This window comes from Alphaproteobacteria bacterium (assembly GCA_035625915.1).
Taxonomy (GTDB): domain Bacteria; phylum Pseudomonadota; class Alphaproteobacteria; order JACZXZ01; family JACZXZ01; genus DATDHA01.
Window position 1 is genome coordinate 1 of sequence record DASPOR010000167.1, and the last position, 16,762, is coordinate 16,762.

The window sequence follows — 16,762 nt, forward strand, 5'->3', positions numbered from 1 at the left end:
CGCCTTGCGACGATCGCCGAAGCCCGGCGCCTTCACAGCCGCGACCTTGAGGCCGCCGCGCAGCTTGTTGACCACGAGGGTTGCGAGCGCTTCGCCCTCGACGTCCTCGGCGATCACGAGCAGCGGGCGGGCCGACTGCACGACCGACTCAAGCAGCGGCAGCATGGCCTGGAGGTTCGAGAGCTTTTTCTCGTGGATAAGGATGTACGGATTTTCGAGCTCGCACACCATCTTGTCGGCGTTCGTTACGAAATAGGGCGAGACGTAGCCGCGGTCGAATTGCATGCCCTCGACCACTTCGAGTTCGGTCGCGAGGCTCTTCGCCTCCTCGACCGTGATGACGCCCTCGTTGCCGACCTTTTGCATCGCCTTGGCGATCATTTCGCCGATCTCGCGCTCGCCGTTGGCGGAGATCGTGCCGACCTGGGCGATTTCGTCGTTGGTTTTCACCTTGCGGGAATTCTTGCGCACGTCCTCGATCACGGCCTCGACGGCGAGGTCGATGCCGCGCCTGAGGTCCATCGGGTTCATGCCGGCGGTGACCCCCTTGATGCCCTCGCGCACGATCGCCTGCGCAAGCACGGTCGCCGTCGTGGTGCCGTCACCTGCCACGTCCGAGGTCTTGCTCGCGACCTCGCGCAGCATCTGCGCACCCATGTTCTCGAACTTGTCGGAGAGCTCGATCTCCTTGGCGACCGTGACACCGTCCTTCGAAATGCGGGGTGCGCCGTAGGATTTGTCGAGCACCACGTTGCGGCCCTTGGGGCCGAGGGTCACCCTCACCGAATTGGCGAGGATATCGACGCCTTTGAGCAAACGCGCGCGCGCGTCCGCGCTGAATTTTACGTCCTTGGCTGCCATTGATGGATTTTCCTTACTGAATGATTCCCATGATGTCGGACTCTTTGAGGATCAGGAAATCCTCGCCGTCGACCTTGATTTCGGTGCCGGACCACTTGCCGAACAGCACGCGGTTGCCGACCTTGACGTCCGGCGGAATGAGCTTGCCGCTCGCGTCGCGGGTACCCCCTCCGACCGCCACGACCTTGCCCTCCATGGGCTTCTCCTTGGCCGTGTCGGGGATGATGATACCGCCAGCGGTCTTGGTCTCCTGCTCAACCGCCTTGAGCACGACACGGTCGTGCAATGGCTTGAGTTTCATTGCTTTTCCCTCAATTTGTGGATTGTGCCGCGCGAGCGGATTAGCACTCGCCCGGCAGGAGTGCCAGGGTTATAGGGGGTCGCTTTGCCGGTGTCAACTGCCCGTCTCGCCGAATGCCGAGGGTGCTGGTCTTACAGCCCGCCCCTCCGATGTTCGAGGCGCGCGACATCTGCCGGATCGAGGCGAACGCGAAGATGAGCGTATTCGTCGTCGTCCGTGCGGCTCATAACCTCGCCGCGGCTGTAGAGCCAGGCGAGCGTCTTGCCGTCCGAGAGGGAGATATCGACCTCGACGACGTCATGCCCGCGAGAAATCTCCCGATCGACGCATTCGAGAAGCGCTTCGCATCCTTCCCCCGTCAAAGCGGAGAGCGGAATCATCGTGCGATTGCTGCGCGCCGTCGCCGCGACGATCGCACTTCGTTCCTCCGGGCTCAGGAGGTCGATCTTGTTGAGGACCTCAAGCAGCCCTTCCTCCACCTCCCGCGAGAGCCCGAGCGCGATCAATACCTGATGCACGTCGTCCTTCTGCGCTTCCGTTTCCGGATGGGAAATGTCGCGCACGTGAACCACGATGTCGGCCTCAAGGACCTCCTCGAGCGTTGCGCGGAAGGCTGCGACAAGCTGGGTCGGTAGATCGGAGATGAAGCCGACCGTGTCCGATAGGATAACGGCGCGCCCGGAATGCAGTTTGAGCGCCCGCATCGTCGGATCGAGGGTCGCAAAGAGAAGATCTTCGGCGAAGACCGATGCACGAGTCAGGCGATTGAAGAGGGTCGATTTGCCTGCGTTCGTATAGCCGACGAGGGCTACGACGGGAAAGGGCACGCGGCGGCGGGCCGCACGGTGAAGCTCCCGTGTGCGAACGACGCTCGAGAGTTCCTTCTTGATCTTCGTGATGCGCGTCCCGATCAGCCGGCGGTCGATCTCGATCTGGCTCTCGCCGGGGCCGCCGAGAAAGCCGAAGCCGCCACGCTGGCGTTCAAGGTGGGTCCAGCTTCGCACGAGGCGGCTGCGCTGATAGGTGAGATGAGCGAGTTCGACCTGCAGCCGGCCCTCCCGCGTTCGCGCGCGCTCGCCGAAGATCTCGAGGATGAGGGCAGTGCGGTCGATGACCTTGCACTTCCATGCGCGCTCGAGATTTCGCTGTTGCACAGGCGTGAGCGCACCGTCAATGACGACGACCTCGATTGCGAGCGCTTCGACGAGCTGCCCGATACGCCCGACCGTGCCCTTGCCGAATAGCGTCGCGGGACGCGGTTCGACCAGGCGCACAACTTCGCTCTCGACGACGTCGAGGGAAATTGCCAAAGCGAGGCCGATTGCCTCTTCGAGGCGGGACCGGGGCGAGCGGCCATTCGCCATTTCCGATTGGAGTGCTGGATGCAGCACGAGGGCGCGCCCAATGGGTGCGCCGTTGCTCGTACCTTCTCCCTCCCGGGTATCGCCCTGCGGAGCTACCACGCGTGGATCACGCCTCGACCGCCTCTTTATCCTGCTCGAACAGGGAAATGGGGACCGTCGGCATCACAGTAGAAATCGCGTGCTTGTAGACTAACTGAGAGTGATGATCACGGCGTAACAAAACTGAGAAGTTATCGAACCAAGTAACGATGCCCTGAAGTTTTACTCCATTTACCAGAAATATCGTTACAGGGGTCTTGTTCTTGCGAATGTGATTCAGGAATACATCCTGTAAGTTTTGAGATTTTTCGGAGGACATATTCGATCCCCTCTTTTCTTCGTGTTGGGGCGGTCGCAGAATTCGGGTCGGTGCAAACGCCATACAACTAATATGGTTTTTCAGGCCCGCCGGACAAGAGCGGACAGCTCCAGGCAGTTCAGAACTTCGTAATCGGGTCGTGAGCTGGAAAAATCGTCGCGACCCTGCCCCTGACCGGCGATCAAGATGGACGTGCAATTTGCGTTTCGCGCGCAATCCACGTCGAGGGCGGTGTCGCCGACAAACCAGACGGCGGCACTTGGGCTTACCCCCGCCCCCTCAAGGGCCATGAAGATGGGGGCCGGGTCAGGTTTGTCCCACTTGGCATCGCCTGCCCCGATCACACGGCCGAATAGGTGGTCCCAGCCGAGGTGTGCCGCCTCACGGCGCAGAATCGATCCGGTCTTGTTGCTGACGACCCCAAGATAAAGCCCGGACCCCGCCAGCTCGTGCAACATTTCCGCGGCCCCGGGCAGCGGTGTCAGATACTCGAGATGGCAGGCGTTTATGCTGTCGTAGAAAATTCGCTTCGCCTCTTCCCATCTCGATCCGAAAAGGTGCGGAAAGCTATCCCGCATCGACACGCGTACGCGCGCGCGCGTCTCCTCGCTCGTCCAAGGCGCATGCCCCATGGCGACGAGCGTGGCGTTGAGCGCCGTTTCGATGCTCCTCCAGTTGTCGATGAGCGTGCTGTCCCAATCGAAAAGCACTGCGCGCGGACGCGTCAACCCCATCGATCCACGCTGATTGCCTACCCCTTCCGGACGAGAGTTCGTCACGCCGTGGCGCCGTCGCCCGTCGCATAGCTCATATAGAGAGCGCGGAGCTTCAGAGTGAAGGAACCCGCCTTGCCGTTGCCGAGCACCCTGTCGTCGATCTGCGTGACGGGCAGGACGAACGACGTCGCACTCGTGATCCAGGCTTCGCGGGCAGCCTTGGCCTCGGCGACCGTGAACGCCCGCTCCTCGAACTGGAGCTTGTTGGCTTTGGCGAGTTCGAGGACGGAGCGGCGGGTGATACCGCTCAGGATCGCGTTCGTTGCGGGCCTTGTAACGACCGTTCCGTCCTCGGTGAGGATCCACGCATTCGACGAAGTACCCTCGGTTACGTAGCCGTCCCGGTCGACTTGCCACGCCTCATAGGCGCCCGCCTCGCGCGCGCGCTGCTTGCCGAGCACGGCGGCTGTCAGTCCGACGGTTTTTATGTCGCATCGGTGCCACCGGATATCGGGAATTGTGATCGCGCGAATGCCATCTTCAACGGCATTTGCCGGCTGAGGCCGCATCCGGCGCACGGTCATGACGAGGGCACTTGGGACGTTCGCTGGAAATGCGAAATCGCGTGGCGCCACGCCGCGCGTGACCTGCATATAGATCATGCCATTGCGGACGCGATTGCGCCGCATCAATTCCCGCATTGCGACCCGCATTGCGGCATTGCTCATCGGTGCACGGATCTTGAGTTCGCCCAAGGAACGCACGAGACGTTGCAAATGCGGCTCTTCGTCGACGAGATGCCCGTCCTTGATCGCAATTACCTCGTAGACTCCGTCGGCAAACTGATAACCACGGTCCTCAACATGCACGGCTGCTTCGTCGAGCCGCACATACCGCCCATTGACATAGGCCGTTCGCGACATTCGGTTCGATCCATCCTCGATTAGTAACGGGACTCGGGCAAGCGGCGCGCGGAGCGGCTATGCATCGTAGACCAGGCTCTTGTCGTTGGTATGGACGCCGAGCGATTTGAGCTTTCTGTGGAGTGCCGAGCGCTCCATCCCGATGAACGTGGCCGTGCGCGAGATGTTGCCGCCGAAGCGCGTCACTTGCGCGAGGAGATACTGACGCTCGAAAAGCTCGCGGGCGTCGCGCAACGGCAAGGCCATGATCTCTCCTGCCCTGTCCCATTTCAAGACCGGTGGAGCTATGGCGCCGATCTCGGGCGGAAGCATGTCCGCACGGATCATGTCGCGTTGCTCGCCCGGCGCCATGATGAGCAGCCATTCGATGACGTTCCGCAGCTGGCGCACACTCCCCGGCCAGTCATAAGCCTGTAGCGCCGCCATCGCATCCTCGCCGATCGGGCGCTCGGAAAGGCCCGAGGCATTGGCATAACGCTCCATGAACGCGCGAGCCAGGAGTGGAATATCTTCGCGCCGTTCACGGAGCGAGGGCACGTGGAGCGGCACGACATTCAGCCGGTAAAACAAATCTTCGCGGAAGCGAGCGGCGGAGATTTCCTCGGTCAGGTCCCTATTGGTCGCCGCGATGACCCGCACGTCGACCTTCACGCGCGTATTTCCGCCGACGCGCTCAAAAGTCTGCTCCTGCAGTGCGCGCACGATCTTGCCTTGCGTCTCGAGCGGCATGTCGGCGACTTCGTCGAGCAGCAGCGTGCCGTTGTGCGCCTGCTCGAGCGTGCCGACTTTGGCGACGCTTCCCTTGCTGCCCGGAATCTCCTGGCCGAACAACTCCACTTCGAGATTTTCCGGTCGCATGGTGGCGCAGTTGAGCACGATGAACGGTCCCGCAGCCCTGCGCGAGCGGGAGTGAATGATGCGCGCGACGACTTCCTTGCCCGATCCCGCGGGTCCCGAAACGAGGACGCGGCTGCCGGTCGGAGCGACCTTCTCGATCGACTGGCGCAGTTGATTGATGACGGCCGACTGTCCCACAAGCTCGGAGTCGACACCCGCGCGCACGCGCAATTCATCGTTTTCGCGGCGCAGGCGGGCCGCCTCGATCGCACGCTCGACCATGAGGAGCAGCCGATCGGTCTTGAACGGCTTTTCGACGAAGTCGTAAGCGCCGCGCTTGATGGCGTTTACGGCGGTCTCGATCGTGCCGTGTCCGGATATCATCACGACAGGCACACTCGGATGATTGTCCTGTATCACGTCGAGGAGGGCCAGGCCATCGAGCTCGCTTCCTTGCAACCAGATATCGAGGACCACAAGGCTCGGCCGCCGCGCACGGATTGCACTTAGCGCGTCGGTGCTGTTGACCGCCTCACGCGCCTCATAACCTTCATCCTTGAGAATCTGGGCGATAAGCAGGCGAATATCCGCCTCGTCGTCCACGATCAGAATGTCATGTGCCATGCGCGGGAATCGGTTCGATGGTTGATGGCGTGCTCGCGTCGTCGTCCTTGGCGTCAACGATGGCATTATCGGGAAGCGAGAAGATGAGTCGCACGCGAGCACCTCCCCCTTCGCGATCCTCGAGCACCAAGTCCCCTCGGTGATCTTCCATGATTTTCTTCACGATTGCGAGTCCCAGTCCTGTGCCCTTTTCGCGGGTCGTGATATAGGGTTCGGTCAACCTGTCGCGATTGACGACGGGAAGTCCCTTGCCATTGTCCTCGATATCGATGACGACTTGCCCCTCCGATGCCGCAAGGCGTAAAGCGATCATCCCCTGAAACCCCTCTTCGCCTTCCCGCTCGGACATGCGAGCCTGAATCGATTCAGCTGCATTCTTGAGCAAGTTGGTCAGCGCTTGGCTGATTTGGCGCGCATCGCACCGAAAATGCAAGGATGCTGGCGGCAACTCGATCTCGTACGCGATGTCGGGGTTTCCCTGGCGTTGTAGGAATACCGCCTGCCGACACAAATCGGCCAAATCCTCCGACTTCATCACGGGGGCGGGCATGCGGGCGAAAGCAGAAAATTCATCGACCATGCGGCCGATATCGTTCACCTGCCGCACGATCGTATCGGTGCAGGTGACGAAGGTATCGGGATCGCTCGTGATCTCCTTGAGATATTTGCGCTTGAGACGTTCGGCCGAGAGCTGGATCGGCGTGAGCGGGTTTTTGATTTCGTGAGCGATGCGCCGGGCGACGTCGCCCCATGCCGCGCTCCGCTGCGCCGTGAGAAGCTCCGATATGTCATCGAAGGTCACGACGAACCCCTTCGTGTCATGGTTTACCCGTTCGGCGGATATGCGAACGAGAAGGGTGCGCGTGCGGCCGCGCCGGACGATTCTAAGCTCCGACTCGAGAAGGCGCGACGGCCGGCGTTTGGCTTCGCGCATAAGCTCGGCCATTTCCGGAACGACCTCCTCGAGCGGATGGCCAATCAGGCGCTCCATCCTGATCGACAGGAGCTGGCAGGCGGATCGATTCGGAAGGTTGACGTAGCCACGTTGATCGAGTCCGATGACACCCGACGAAACGCCGGCGAGCACGGTTTCCGTGAACCGGCGGCGTGCGTCCAGCTGACGGTTCGCTTCGATGAGTTCGCCTCGCTGCTCCTCGAGTTGGCCGGTCATGCGATTGAAGGCACGGGACAAGGAGCCGATCTCATCGGACTTCGCCTCCTCCTCCGGCACGCGAACGGCGAGATCGCCGCCGCGCACGCGCTCCGCGGCCGCGATGAGCGCCGATATCGGTCGCACCAGTTGGGTGGCAAAGTAGAGGCCGACCCATACGGAAGCGAGCAGGAGGAGCAAGGCGACGACGACGAAGATGAGCGCAAACGTGATCTCGATGTCGGAACGAACCAGTTCGAGCTGTTGGTATTCGCTGAGAGCCGCCTGCGCGCGTTCGACGTGCTGGAGCACACCGGGCTCGACAAAACGGCCGACGAAAAGATAAAGGCTCGGCATGATCTCGCCGAGAGGCGGATCGACCCGCACAAGTGCGCGTACACGATCGTCCGCTTCGCTGCGCAGGAGCGCCACTTCGCCTTGATTGGCCCGGTTGATCGCCTGTGACGGGATCGATTCGCGCGCCATGCCGAAGCTCAGCCGGCTTTGTGCGAGGACATGGAAAGTCGAATCGAAAACGACGGCCTCCGGCAGCGCGAGCTGACCGGCTTCCGTGTCAAGAATGCGCTCGAATGCGGCTTCGCGCCCGAAGCTGCCTTCCACCAGATCCGGCAGGGCCTGCTGCAAGCGCTGCTTGAGGGTGATCGCGTCGAGCTGAATGCTGCGGACGTTTTCATCGAGATAGGCATTCGCGACCGCGACGGACTCGCCAATCGCGTTCCGTACCTTGTCGCTGAACCAGGATTGCAAGCCGAGATTAAAGAATAGCGTCGAAAAGACGGCCACGATGATCGTCGGCGTCACGGCAACTATGCTGAAAAGTGCTACCAGCCGGATATGAAGGCGCGAGCCGGCCGAGCCGCGCCTGCGCTCGATCCAGACCTGCGTGATTCGCCGAGCCACCACAGCCGCAAGGGCGAGCAGCAGCACGAGGTCTACATATAGGAGGACAATGATTAGGTTGGGGCCGATCGGGAACGGCAGGAGTTTCGACAGTGCCGCATAGGTCGCGAGTGCCGAGAGACCGGCAGCGGCGGCCAATGCTATGGCAAGCTTGCGGCCAAGACCGCTTTTCGCGATCCACTTTGACCATTGCCTGAGGAAGTTCGGACTCTTTTCCTTGGTTTGCTCGGCCTCCATGCGGCTATTTTACGCCGCGCATCACCTGAATGTCCAACTCACGGATTTTCTTGCGTAATGTGTTCCGGTTGAGGCCGAGAAGACGAGCGGCCTTGATTTGATTGCCGCGCGTGGCTCCAAGACTGAGCAGCAGCAGCGGGCGCTCCATCTCGCGCAGCACCCGATCGTAAAGCCCGGCGGCCGGAAGCCCGTCCTGATGGGCCGCAAAGTACTCCTTCAAGTGACGCTCGATCGACGCGCTCAGGCTGTCGTCGACCGGGGTTTCGAAATCGGCGGCCGGCTGGCCCACGTCGGCCAGCTCGGCTTCGACGACGTCGATCTCGATGATCTCCTGGGCGTAGAGTGCCGCCAGTCGCTGGAGCAGATTTTCGAGTTCGCGCACATTGCCCGGCCAGCGATACTGCTTGAGCCGCTCCATTGCCGCGAGGTCGATCGTCTTCACGGGAAGACCCTGCGCTGCCGAGCGGTTGAGGAAGTGGCGTACAAGTGCCGGAATGTCCTCGATCCGCTCCCTCAGGGGCGGAAGCCGGATCGGCACCACGTTGAGGCGATAAAAGAGGTCCTCGCGAAAGAGTCCCTGACGGATGTACTGCCGCAGGTCGCGGTGCGTCGCCGCGATGATGCGCACGTCCGCACGGATCGGCGTGCGGCCGCCAACGGTCGTGTATTCGCCCTCCTGAAGGACCCGCAGCAAACGGGTCTGCGCCTCGAGCGGCATATCGCCGATTTCGTCGAGAAAAAGCGTGCCCCCATGGGCCTGCTCGAACCGCCCGGCATAGCGCGCAGCCGCTCCGGTGAAGGCTCCCTTCTCATGGCCGAAGAGTTCGCTCTCGATCAACTCGCGCGGAATTGCGGCCATGTTGATTGCGACGAAGGGGCCGTTGCGGCGCTTGCCGTAATCGTGGAGTGCGCGCGCCACGAGTTCCTTGCCGGTCCCCGACTCGCCCGTGATCATGACGGTGAGATCGGTGCTCATGAGTCGCGCGAGCACGCGGTAGATTTCCTGCATGGCCGGAGAGCGGCCGATCAGCGGAAGCTGCTCATCCCCTTCCGATGCGGCTGCCGGTGCGTCCGAGGCCGGCCGAATCGTGAGTGCCCGCTCCACCACGTTCACGAGTTCGCGCAGGTCGAAGGGCTTCGGCAAATACTCGAAGGCGCCCCGTTCGGTCGCCTTGACCGCGGTGAGAAGGTTGTTTTGGGCGCTCATCACGATGATGTGCAGGTCGGGCCTGATCTTCTTGATGCGCGGGATCAGGTCGAGCCCGTTTTCATCGGGCATGAGCACATCCGTGATGATCAGATCGCCCTCGCCGTCCGAGGCCCAGCGCCAAAGGGTGGCTGCGTTCCCGGTGGTGCGCACGTTATAGCCCGCACGGCCGAGTGCCTGGTTGAGCACGGTGCGAATCGCGCGGTCGTCGTCCGCGATAAGGATCGTTGCATCGTTCATGGGGAAGCTCCGCCGTCGAGCGCACGGGGTGTGTCGTCGCGTTGGGCCTTGTCTTCCGCACCCGCGAAGCGGTGCATGGGCAGCATGACCTTGAAAATCGTGCGCCGCGGCTCGCTGTCAAACTCGATGACTCCGCCGTGATCGCCCACGATCTTCGCGACGAGTGCGAGGCCGAGGCCGCTGCCGTTCGATTTCGTCGTAACAAAGGGATCGAAAAGATGAGCGCGCAGATCCTCGGGCACCCCCTGGCCGTTGTCCTGCACGCTCACGACGAGGGGAAGCTGCGTGCGGCTCTCGCTCCCCGGCACGGCAAGACGCACACCTTGTTGATAGGCGCTCGAAAGGACGATCTCGCCGCCCGTTTCCGGCAAGGCTTCCGCCGCGTTCTTGACCAGGTTCAGGAAGAGCTGAACAAGAAGGTCGCGATTGCCTTCGACGGGTGGAAGCGAGGGGTCGTAATTCTCGATAAACCGCACGCCCTGAGCGAAGCCGTTCTGCGCCACCTTGCGGACATGCTCGAGGACCGCATGAATGTTGACGGGGCCCTTTTCGACCGGGCGTCCGTCGGAGAACACTTCCATGCGGTCGACGAGCGCGCAAATGCGGTCTGCCTCATCGCAAATAAGGCGCGTAAGCTCGCGATCTTCGAGGGGTGCGGATTGTTCGAGGAGTTGCGCCGCACCCCTGATGCCGGAAAGCGGGTTCTTGACCTCATGCGCCAGCAGGGCCGCCATGGCCGTGACCGAGCGCGCGGCGTTGCGATGAACCAATTGGTGGTCGATCTTCCGAGCGATCGACTGCTCGTGCAGGGAAACGACGATCGACCCGGGCTGTTCGGTGAGCTGGGCCACCTGTGCGGTGACGAAATGCACCCCGATGCGAGGGGCTTGAAGCGTGATGCCATACTCGGAAACACTCGAACGGCCGCCACGCACCTGATCGATAAGGGCGAAGAGCGGACTGTCGCTTGGTAGGATCTCGGTCAGCGGACGCTCCGCAAGCCACGCGGCGCTCGCGTCGAAAAACTGCTCGGCGGCCAGATTGACGAATCGGATCTCGCCCTCGGCGCCGATCACCAGCATGGCGTCCGGAAGCGCATTGATAATGGCGAGCGGGTCTGCAGCGCCAACGTTCTTGCGAAACGCTCTCTCCGCGCGAGCCATCATGTTACCTCGTGCGCGGATTGACAGCTCCGGTGATCGATGGATGTGTGAAGCGATCGATCTGGCGTTGATACCACAATAGTGCCTTGCCTATATTTTGCGCATTCACCGGACCTGTCTAGGAATTGCGCATCTTCTCCCGCTCCATTTTATATTGCAAGTGCGAAATCTTTTTGCGTCGGCAGAAATTTGGCAGCCAAAGAAGAGCGCCATGGGGATGCCAATCGGTGGATAAAAATTACGTTTTATCAGAATATTGCAGGAAAATCTTCTGCACTGAGTTCAAGCAAGCAACACGTCGGTTACGAACTTGACACCGGGATAGGCCAGGGTAAGCAGAAGGTAGGCAAGAAGGACAAAATGCGCGGCTCGCCGCCCGCCCAAGCCGCTGCGTCCCCGGAGTAGGATGAGGAGAGCGCCGATCACGACGAAGGTGAGAAGCGACAACAGCGTCTTGTGGTCGAAGGCCAGGATTCGGCCCGAGACGAAATACTGGGTCGCCATACCCGTGGAGACACCAATCGCCAGGATGATCTCCGAGGCGGCCAGGAGCCGGACCTGCAGTGTCTCGCAGAGAGCGATCGAAGGAAGGAGTTGATTGATTCGCCCGCGCCGCTTGTTCTTGAGCGAACGCTCCTGGATCAGAACCGCAAAGCCTGCGATGGCGGCGATCGTCAGGAGACCGTAGGTCGCGACCGAGACGAGGATATGAAGGTCGAGCCAGACGGCCGGAGCTGGCACCAGCGGGCGCTCGGGCGCCTGCTGCCAGAACGTCGCCACAGCACCCAAAAGGATCAGGTACGGCATCAAAAGCGGTGTCAGCCGCCAGGCATCGCGTGTCGCGGCGGCAATTATCGCGAACAAGGCGATGCTCGTGGCCATTGTGATCCAGAGTGCGCCCGACAGGCTCGTATGCCACTCGGGCGCAAGGGCCAGGTCTGCCCGCAGAACGGAGGCGGCAAGGGCAACCGCGAGAAGCGACCAGAAAGCGGCATCGCGATGGGCGCCGGGACGGAGGGTCAAGAGCGCCACCGGCGCTAGGGCGGCTAAGGTCGAAAGGCTGAGCAGCAGCTCGGTTTGCATGACTTTATTATACAGCACCGTCGGCCATGCCCGCGTCGTTCAATCCGTCGCGCCGGTGATGGGGCATCGAGGCTGCGACGCAGCCGTCTCGAACCATGAGGGCGCGCGCGACGGCCTCACCCTTCGAGACGGTGCTGCGCACCTCCTCAGGATGAGGACTCCAATCTTATAAATGAACATCCTCATGGTGAGGAGGCTGCGACGCAGCCGTCTCGAACCATGCGGGAACGCGCGGCGGCCTCATCCTTCGAGACGCTTCGCTCCGCGAGGCTCCTCAGGGTGAGAATCGTGATCGTGGAAATAGGCAACCCTTGGCAACATAAACCTCTGCCGATAAGGTGGCGCCCTTCTCGCTCGATCGGATAGGGGCGCATGGTCGGTTGTATCGCGTTAGTGGTTGCAGGCGGACGTGGCGCGCGCTTCGGGGGCGAATTGCCGAAGCAATATCGCCGCCTCGGGCCACACGCAATCCTGCGCCATTCCGTCGAGGCATTTCGTCGCCATCCTCGCATCGACCGAGTGCGGGTCGTCATTCATCCGGACGACCGCAGCCACTATGACGAAGCGGTCGCCGGCCTCGATCTCCTCGACCCTTGTCTCGGCGGAAAGGAACGGCAGGATTCCGCCCGCCTTGGGCTCGAGAGCCTTGCAGCGCTCAAGCCGCTCAATGTCCTGATCCATGACGCCGCCCGCCCGCTTGTCGATGCGGACACCATCGGCCGCGTCATCTCGGCCCTCGACGATGCCCAAGGCGCCATCGCCGCCGTTCCGGTGACCGACACGCTCAAACGAGGCGAGGACGGGCGCATCGTCGGAACCGTCGAACGTGCCGGCTTATGGCGTGCGCAAACGCCCCAGGGTTTCCGCTACGACGCCATCCTCGCCGCACACCGCGCACTCGCCGGCGAGGCATTGACCGACGACGCCGCGGTCGCCGAGCGCGCAGGGCTCGCCGTCAGGCTCATTCCCGCCAGCGAGGAAAATTTCAAAGTGACGACGGAAGAAGACTTGCGCCGTGGGGAGCGATTTTTCGGCACGCCCTTCGAGCAACGTGTGGGCATAGGATTCGACGTGCACCATTTCGGACCGGGTGACCACGTGATGATCTGCGGCCTGCGGGTGCCGCACACCCACGGGACGGTCGGGCATTCGGACGCCGACGTGGGCCTTCACGCGTTGACCGATGCGCTGCTCGGCACGATCGGCTCGGGCGATATCGGCAGCCATTTTCCCCCGTCCGATCCGCGTTGGAAGGGAGAGGCGTCCAGGCACTTCCTGCGCCACGCGGCCGACCTTGCGCAAGCGCAAGGTGCGTCCATCGTCAACGTGGACGTCACGATCATCTGTGAAAGCCCCAAGGTCGGCCCGCACCGGCAGGCAATGCGCCAATCGATTGCCGAGATCCTGAGCATCGACGTCGCACGCGTCAGCGTGAAGGCGACGACGACGGACAAGCTCGGTTTCGCCGGCCGCGGCGAAGGCATGGCGGCACAGGCGATCGCGACCGTGCGCGTGCCTGCACTGCTCGCGAGCCGAACGCCATGATGACGCCGGCCCTCCCCCTCAAGCATCCTGCAACGCTCGTCGCGACCTGGTTCGGGGCCGGGCTTCTCCCCATCGCACCCGGAAGCTGGGGCTCGCTCGCCGCCCTCCCCTTCGCCTGGGTAATGCTCAAATTCGGCGACGCCCGCCTCCTCTTCCTCGCCGCAGTTCTCGTATTTTTCGTCGGCTGGTGGGCGGCACATCATTACATGCGCTTCACCGACGCCAAGGATCCAAGCGAGGTCGTCGTCGATGAAGTGTCGGCGCAGTGGCTTGCACTCCTCATCGCCAATCCGGGCGTGTGGTGGCATTGGCTGCTCGGCTTCGTCCTCTTTCGTCTTTTCGATATCGTGAAGCCTTGGCCCGCCAACGTCATTGACCGGCGCGCAGGGGCTTTCGCCGTGATGGCGGATGACACGGTCGCGGGCGCCTATGCCCTCGTCGTGTTCGCCGTCGTGGTGCTGCTGGCGCCAATCATGCACTTCATTCGGGGACTCTTCGGCGGTGGTTGAACGTTTCGATGCGGCGGCGCGCGCCGTACTGGATGCATGCCGGGTGCGCGGGCTCATGCTCGTCAGCGCCGAATCCTGCACGGGCGGTCTTGTCGCCGGGGCACTTACGGAGATCGCGGGCAGCTCCGATGTGGTCGAGCGAGGCTTCGTGACTTATTCGAACGACGCGAAGGAAGAATTGCTCGGCGTGCCGCGCGATCTCCTGGAAAGATACGGTGCGGTGAGCGAGCAGGTCGCGCGCGCGATGGTGGAAGGTGCACTCAATTCCACCGGCAAGGCGGATTTGAGCGTTGCCGTAACCGGGATCGCGGGACCCGGTGGCGGCTCGCTGGAAAAACCCGTCGGCCTCGTCTTCATCGCCGCCACCCGGCGCGGCGGGCCGACCGTTTGCGAGCGTCACGTCTTCAAGGGCGATCGCCACGCGGTACGCGTGGCGTCGGTCGAGCGCGCGCTCGCCCTTCTTCTCGACCGGGCCGCAGCCGCCTAGTTTCGTGTGCCGTAAAGCGCGCGCGCACGCTCTTCGAAGGCGTGCACCATCCGCCGTACCGCCTCGTTGAACAGGACGCCGATCACCTTCTGCAGAACGCGCGAGTGGAATTCGAAGTCGACATAGAAATCGATCAGGCAACCGCCGTCCGGCAGCGGCTCGAAGATCCAGTGGTTGTTGAGATGCTTGAACGGTCCTTCGTGATAGCTCACGTCGATGCGGCCCGGCCTCTTGAGCGTGACCCGTGAGGTAAATCTCTCCCGGATCATTTTCCAGCCGATAACGAGGTCCGCAATGATCACGTCGCCCTCGCGTTTTCGGATGCGCGCGGCCCGGCACCAGGGCAAGAATTCCGGATAGCGCTCGATGTCGGCGACAAGCTCGAAAAGCTGGTCGGGCCGGTAAGGCAGCGCGCGCTTTTCGGCGTGGGTGGGCATCCGCGCCGCTGTCGCTCAGACGGCGTCGCGTTTGGCGGTCCGCGCCTCGCGCAGTCGTGCGAAGTCGTCGCCTGCGTGATAAGACGAGCGCGTGAGTGGCGATGAGGCGACCATGAGGAAGCCCTTGCCGTAGGCCATCGCCTTGAGTGCCTCGAATTCGCCGGGTGTCACGAAGCGCTCGACCGGCGCGTGCTTCGGCGTCGGCTGGAGATATTGGCCAATCGTGAGGAAATCCACGTCGGCCACACGCAAATCGTCCATCACCTGATGGATTTCAAGTATCGCCTCGCCGAGGCCGACCATCAGGCCGGATTTCGTGAACATCGACGGGTCGAGTTCCTTGACACGCTGCAGAAGGCGGAGCGAGGCGAAGTACCGCGCACCCGGGCGGATCGTCGGATAGAGTCGCGGCACCGTTTCGAGATTGTGGTTGTAGACATCGGGTTTCGCCGCGACGACCGCCTCAACCGCCCCATCCTTGCGGAGGAAATCGGGTGTGAGGACCTCGATCGTGGTCTCGGGAGCACTCGCGCGGATGGCGTGGATGGTCTTTGCGAAATGTTCAGCGCCCCCGTCGGGCAGGTCGTCGCGGTCGACCGAGGTCACGACGAGGTGCGAGAGGCCGAGCCCGCGCACGGCCTTCGCGACATTCTCGGGCTCATGGGGATCGAGCTTGTCGGGCAGACCCGTTGCGACGTTGCAGAAAGCGCAGGCGCGCGTACATACGCTGCCGAGGATCATCACCGTCGCGTGCTTTTTCGCCCAGCACTCGCCGATATTCGGGCAAGCCGCCTCCTCGCAGACGGTGTTGAGGCCGAGTTCGCGCATCAGCGTGCGTGTCTCGTGGTAGGCCCGCGAGACCGGCGCCTTAACGCGAATCCACGCGGGCTTGCGCGGGATCGGGCTGTCCGGCCGGTGCGCTTTTTCCGGATGACGGGGCCGCTCGACGGCCGCATCGCTGCTCATATGATGGAACGCTCCAATCGCGTCATGCCCTAGAAATGGATGGCTCGGCCATAAGCGTCAAGCACGGCCTCGTGCATCATCTCCGACAGCGTCGGATGCGGGAAGACCGCGTGAATCAACTCGGCCTCGGTCGATTCGAGCGTTTTCGCGATCCCATAGCCCTGGATCAATTCGGTCACCTCCGCACCCACCATGTGAGCGCCCAAAAGCTCGCCCGTCTTGGCGTCGAACACTGTCTTGACCATCCCGTCGGGCTCGCCGAGTGCGATCGCCTTGCCGTTGCCGATAAAGGGGAAGTGACCGACCTTCACCTGATGCCCCTTGGCCTTCGCAGCCGCCTCGGTCAAACCGACGCTGGCGACTTGCGGCATGCAATAGGTGCACCCGGGAATCCGATTGACGTCGAGCGGGTGCACGTCGTTGAGACCCGCGATCTTCTCGACGCAAATGACGCCCTCATGACTCGCTTTGTGCGCGAGCCACGGCGGACCCACCAGGTCGCCAATGGCGTAGACTCCGGGCTCGCCGGTCTCGAGCCATTCGTTCACCACGACGTGGCTCTTGTCGACTTTCACTTTGGTACCTTCGAGCCCGATATTCTCCACGTTCCCGACGATGCCGACCGCGAGGATGACGCGCTCGACCGCGATCGAACTCGACGCACCGTTTGCCTCGACCGTCGCCGTGACGCTGTCCGCGTTCTTCTTGAGCGCCTTGACCGTGGCGCTCGTGAGGATTTTCATGCCCTGCTTCTCGAATGATTTCTTCGCGAAGGCGGAAATCTCCTCGTCCTCGACCGGCAGCACGCGGGGCAGGACCTCGACGACCGTGAC

18 protein-coding genes are annotated in these 16,762 nt (G+C 62.5%); 3 read left to right on the plus strand and 15 right to left on the minus strand.

What is annotated here, in order from left to right; genetic code table 11:
* The 12 genes from groEL to VEJ16_12895 form a co-directional block, all read right to left on the minus strand.
* A partial coding sequence (gene groEL, locus VEJ16_12840; GenBank protein ID HYB10548.1) for a chaperonin GroEL occupies positions 1-861 on the minus strand: 861 nt, incomplete at its 3' end.
* Between the two features lie 13 nt (positions 862-874).
* On the minus strand, positions 875-1,162 hold the full coding sequence (gene groES, locus VEJ16_12845; GenBank protein HYB10549.1) for a co-chaperone GroES: 288 nt from the start codon (positions 1,160-1,162) through the stop codon (positions 875-877).
* Between the two features lie 131 nt (positions 1,163-1,293).
* Positions 1,294-2,526 carry a GTPase HflX gene (gene hflX / locus VEJ16_12850; protein HYB10550.1) on the minus strand — a complete coding sequence of 411 codons (1,233 nt, stop codon included), beginning with the start codon at positions 2,524-2,526 and terminating at the stop codon, positions 1,294-1,296.
* Positions 2,527-2,632: 106 nt separating this feature from the next.
* Complete coding sequence (gene hfq / locus VEJ16_12855) at positions 2,633-2,884, minus strand: RNA chaperone Hfq (protein ID HYB10551.1); 252 nt, start codon at positions 2,882-2,884, stop codon at positions 2,633-2,635.
* A gap of 80 nt (positions 2,885-2,964) precedes the next feature.
* Positions 2,965-3,612 (minus strand): HAD family hydrolase, encoded by a 648-nt coding sequence (locus tag VEJ16_12860; GenBank protein HYB10552.1) that lies wholly within the window; start codon positions 3,610-3,612, stop codon positions 2,965-2,967.
* Positions 3,613-3,659: 47 nt separating this feature from the next.
* Complete coding sequence (locus VEJ16_12865) at positions 3,660-4,523, minus strand: D-amino-acid transaminase (protein HYB10553.1); 864 nt, start codon at positions 4,521-4,523, stop codon at positions 3,660-3,662.
* A gap of 57 nt (positions 4,524-4,580) precedes the next feature.
* Positions 4,581-5,984, minus strand: a complete 1,404-nt coding sequence (locus VEJ16_12870) for a sigma-54 dependent transcriptional regulator (protein HYB10554.1) — start codon at positions 5,982-5,984, stop codon at positions 4,581-4,583.
* The gene (locus tag VEJ16_12875) at positions 5,974-8,292 is read right to left on the minus strand and encodes a PAS domain-containing sensor histidine kinase (GenBank protein ID HYB10555.1); all 2,319 of its coding nucleotides are present in this window, start codon (positions 8,290-8,292) and stop codon (positions 5,974-5,976) included. Before VEJ16_12875 ends, VEJ16_12870 begins: the two co-directional genes overlap by 11 nt.
* 4 nt (positions 8,293-8,296) lie before the next feature.
* Positions 8,297-9,739 (minus strand): nitrogen regulation protein NR(I), encoded by a 1,443-nt coding sequence (gene ntrC, locus VEJ16_12880; GenBank protein HYB10556.1) that lies wholly within the window; start codon positions 9,737-9,739, stop codon positions 8,297-8,299.
* Positions 9,736-10,905 (minus strand): ATP-binding protein, encoded by a 1,170-nt coding sequence (locus VEJ16_12885; GenBank protein HYB10557.1) that lies wholly within the window; start codon positions 10,903-10,905, stop codon positions 9,736-9,738. The genes ntrC and VEJ16_12885 overlap by 4 nt, the downstream gene beginning before the upstream one ends.
* Positions 10,906-11,184: 279 nt before the next feature.
* Positions 11,185-11,985: a cytochrome c biogenesis protein CcsA gene (gene ccsA, locus VEJ16_12890; GenBank protein HYB10558.1), complete on the minus strand. Its 801-nt coding sequence runs from the start codon at positions 11,983-11,985 to the stop codon at positions 11,185-11,187.
* A 7-nt stretch (positions 11,986-11,992) separates the two neighbouring features.
* Positions 11,993-12,127 (minus strand): hypothetical protein, encoded by a 135-nt coding sequence (locus tag VEJ16_12895; protein HYB10559.1) that lies wholly within the window; start codon positions 12,125-12,127, stop codon positions 11,993-11,995.
* A 230-nt stretch (positions 12,128-12,357) separates the two neighbouring features.
* Between VEJ16_12895 and VEJ16_12900 the strand changes: the two genes are divergently transcribed.
* Genes VEJ16_12900 through VEJ16_12910 form a run of 3 tightly spaced genes read left to right on the plus strand, consistent with a single transcriptional unit; the run spans position 12,358 to position 14,526 of the window.
* Positions 12,358-13,530 (plus strand): bifunctional 2-C-methyl-D-erythritol 4-phosphate cytidylyltransferase/2-C-methyl-D-erythritol 2,4-cyclodiphosphate synthase, encoded by a 1,173-nt coding sequence (locus VEJ16_12900; GenBank protein HYB10560.1) that lies wholly within the window; start codon positions 12,358-12,360, stop codon positions 13,528-13,530.
* Positions 13,527-14,039, plus strand: coding sequence for a phosphatidylglycerophosphatase A (locus VEJ16_12905; GenBank protein HYB10561.1), 513 nt, complete (start codon positions 13,527-13,529; stop codon positions 14,037-14,039). The genes VEJ16_12900 and VEJ16_12905 overlap by 4 nt, the downstream gene beginning before the upstream one ends.
* Positions 14,032-14,526 (plus strand): CinA family protein, encoded by a 495-nt coding sequence (locus VEJ16_12910; GenBank protein ID HYB10562.1) that lies wholly within the window; start codon positions 14,032-14,034, stop codon positions 14,524-14,526. The genes VEJ16_12905 and VEJ16_12910 overlap by 8 nt, the downstream gene beginning before the upstream one ends.
* Here the strand turns inward: VEJ16_12910 and VEJ16_12915 are convergent.
* The 3 genes from VEJ16_12915 to VEJ16_12925 all read right to left on the minus strand — a co-directional run.
* Positions 14,523-14,963, minus strand: coding sequence for a type II toxin-antitoxin system RatA family toxin (locus VEJ16_12915; GenBank protein ID HYB10563.1), 441 nt, complete (start codon positions 14,961-14,963; stop codon positions 14,523-14,525). The two genes, VEJ16_12910 and VEJ16_12915, sit on opposite strands and share 4 nt — an antisense overlap.
* A gap of 15 nt (positions 14,964-14,978) precedes the next feature.
* The gene (lipA, locus tag VEJ16_12920; protein ID HYB10564.1) at positions 14,979-15,929 is read right to left on the minus strand and encodes a lipoyl synthase; all 951 of its coding nucleotides are present in this window, start codon (positions 15,927-15,929) and stop codon (positions 14,979-14,981) included.
* A 29-nt stretch (positions 15,930-15,958) separates the two neighbouring features.
* The coding region (locus VEJ16_12925) for an FAD-dependent oxidoreductase (protein ID HYB10565.1) at positions 15,959-16,762 on the minus strand (804 nt) is incomplete at its 5' end.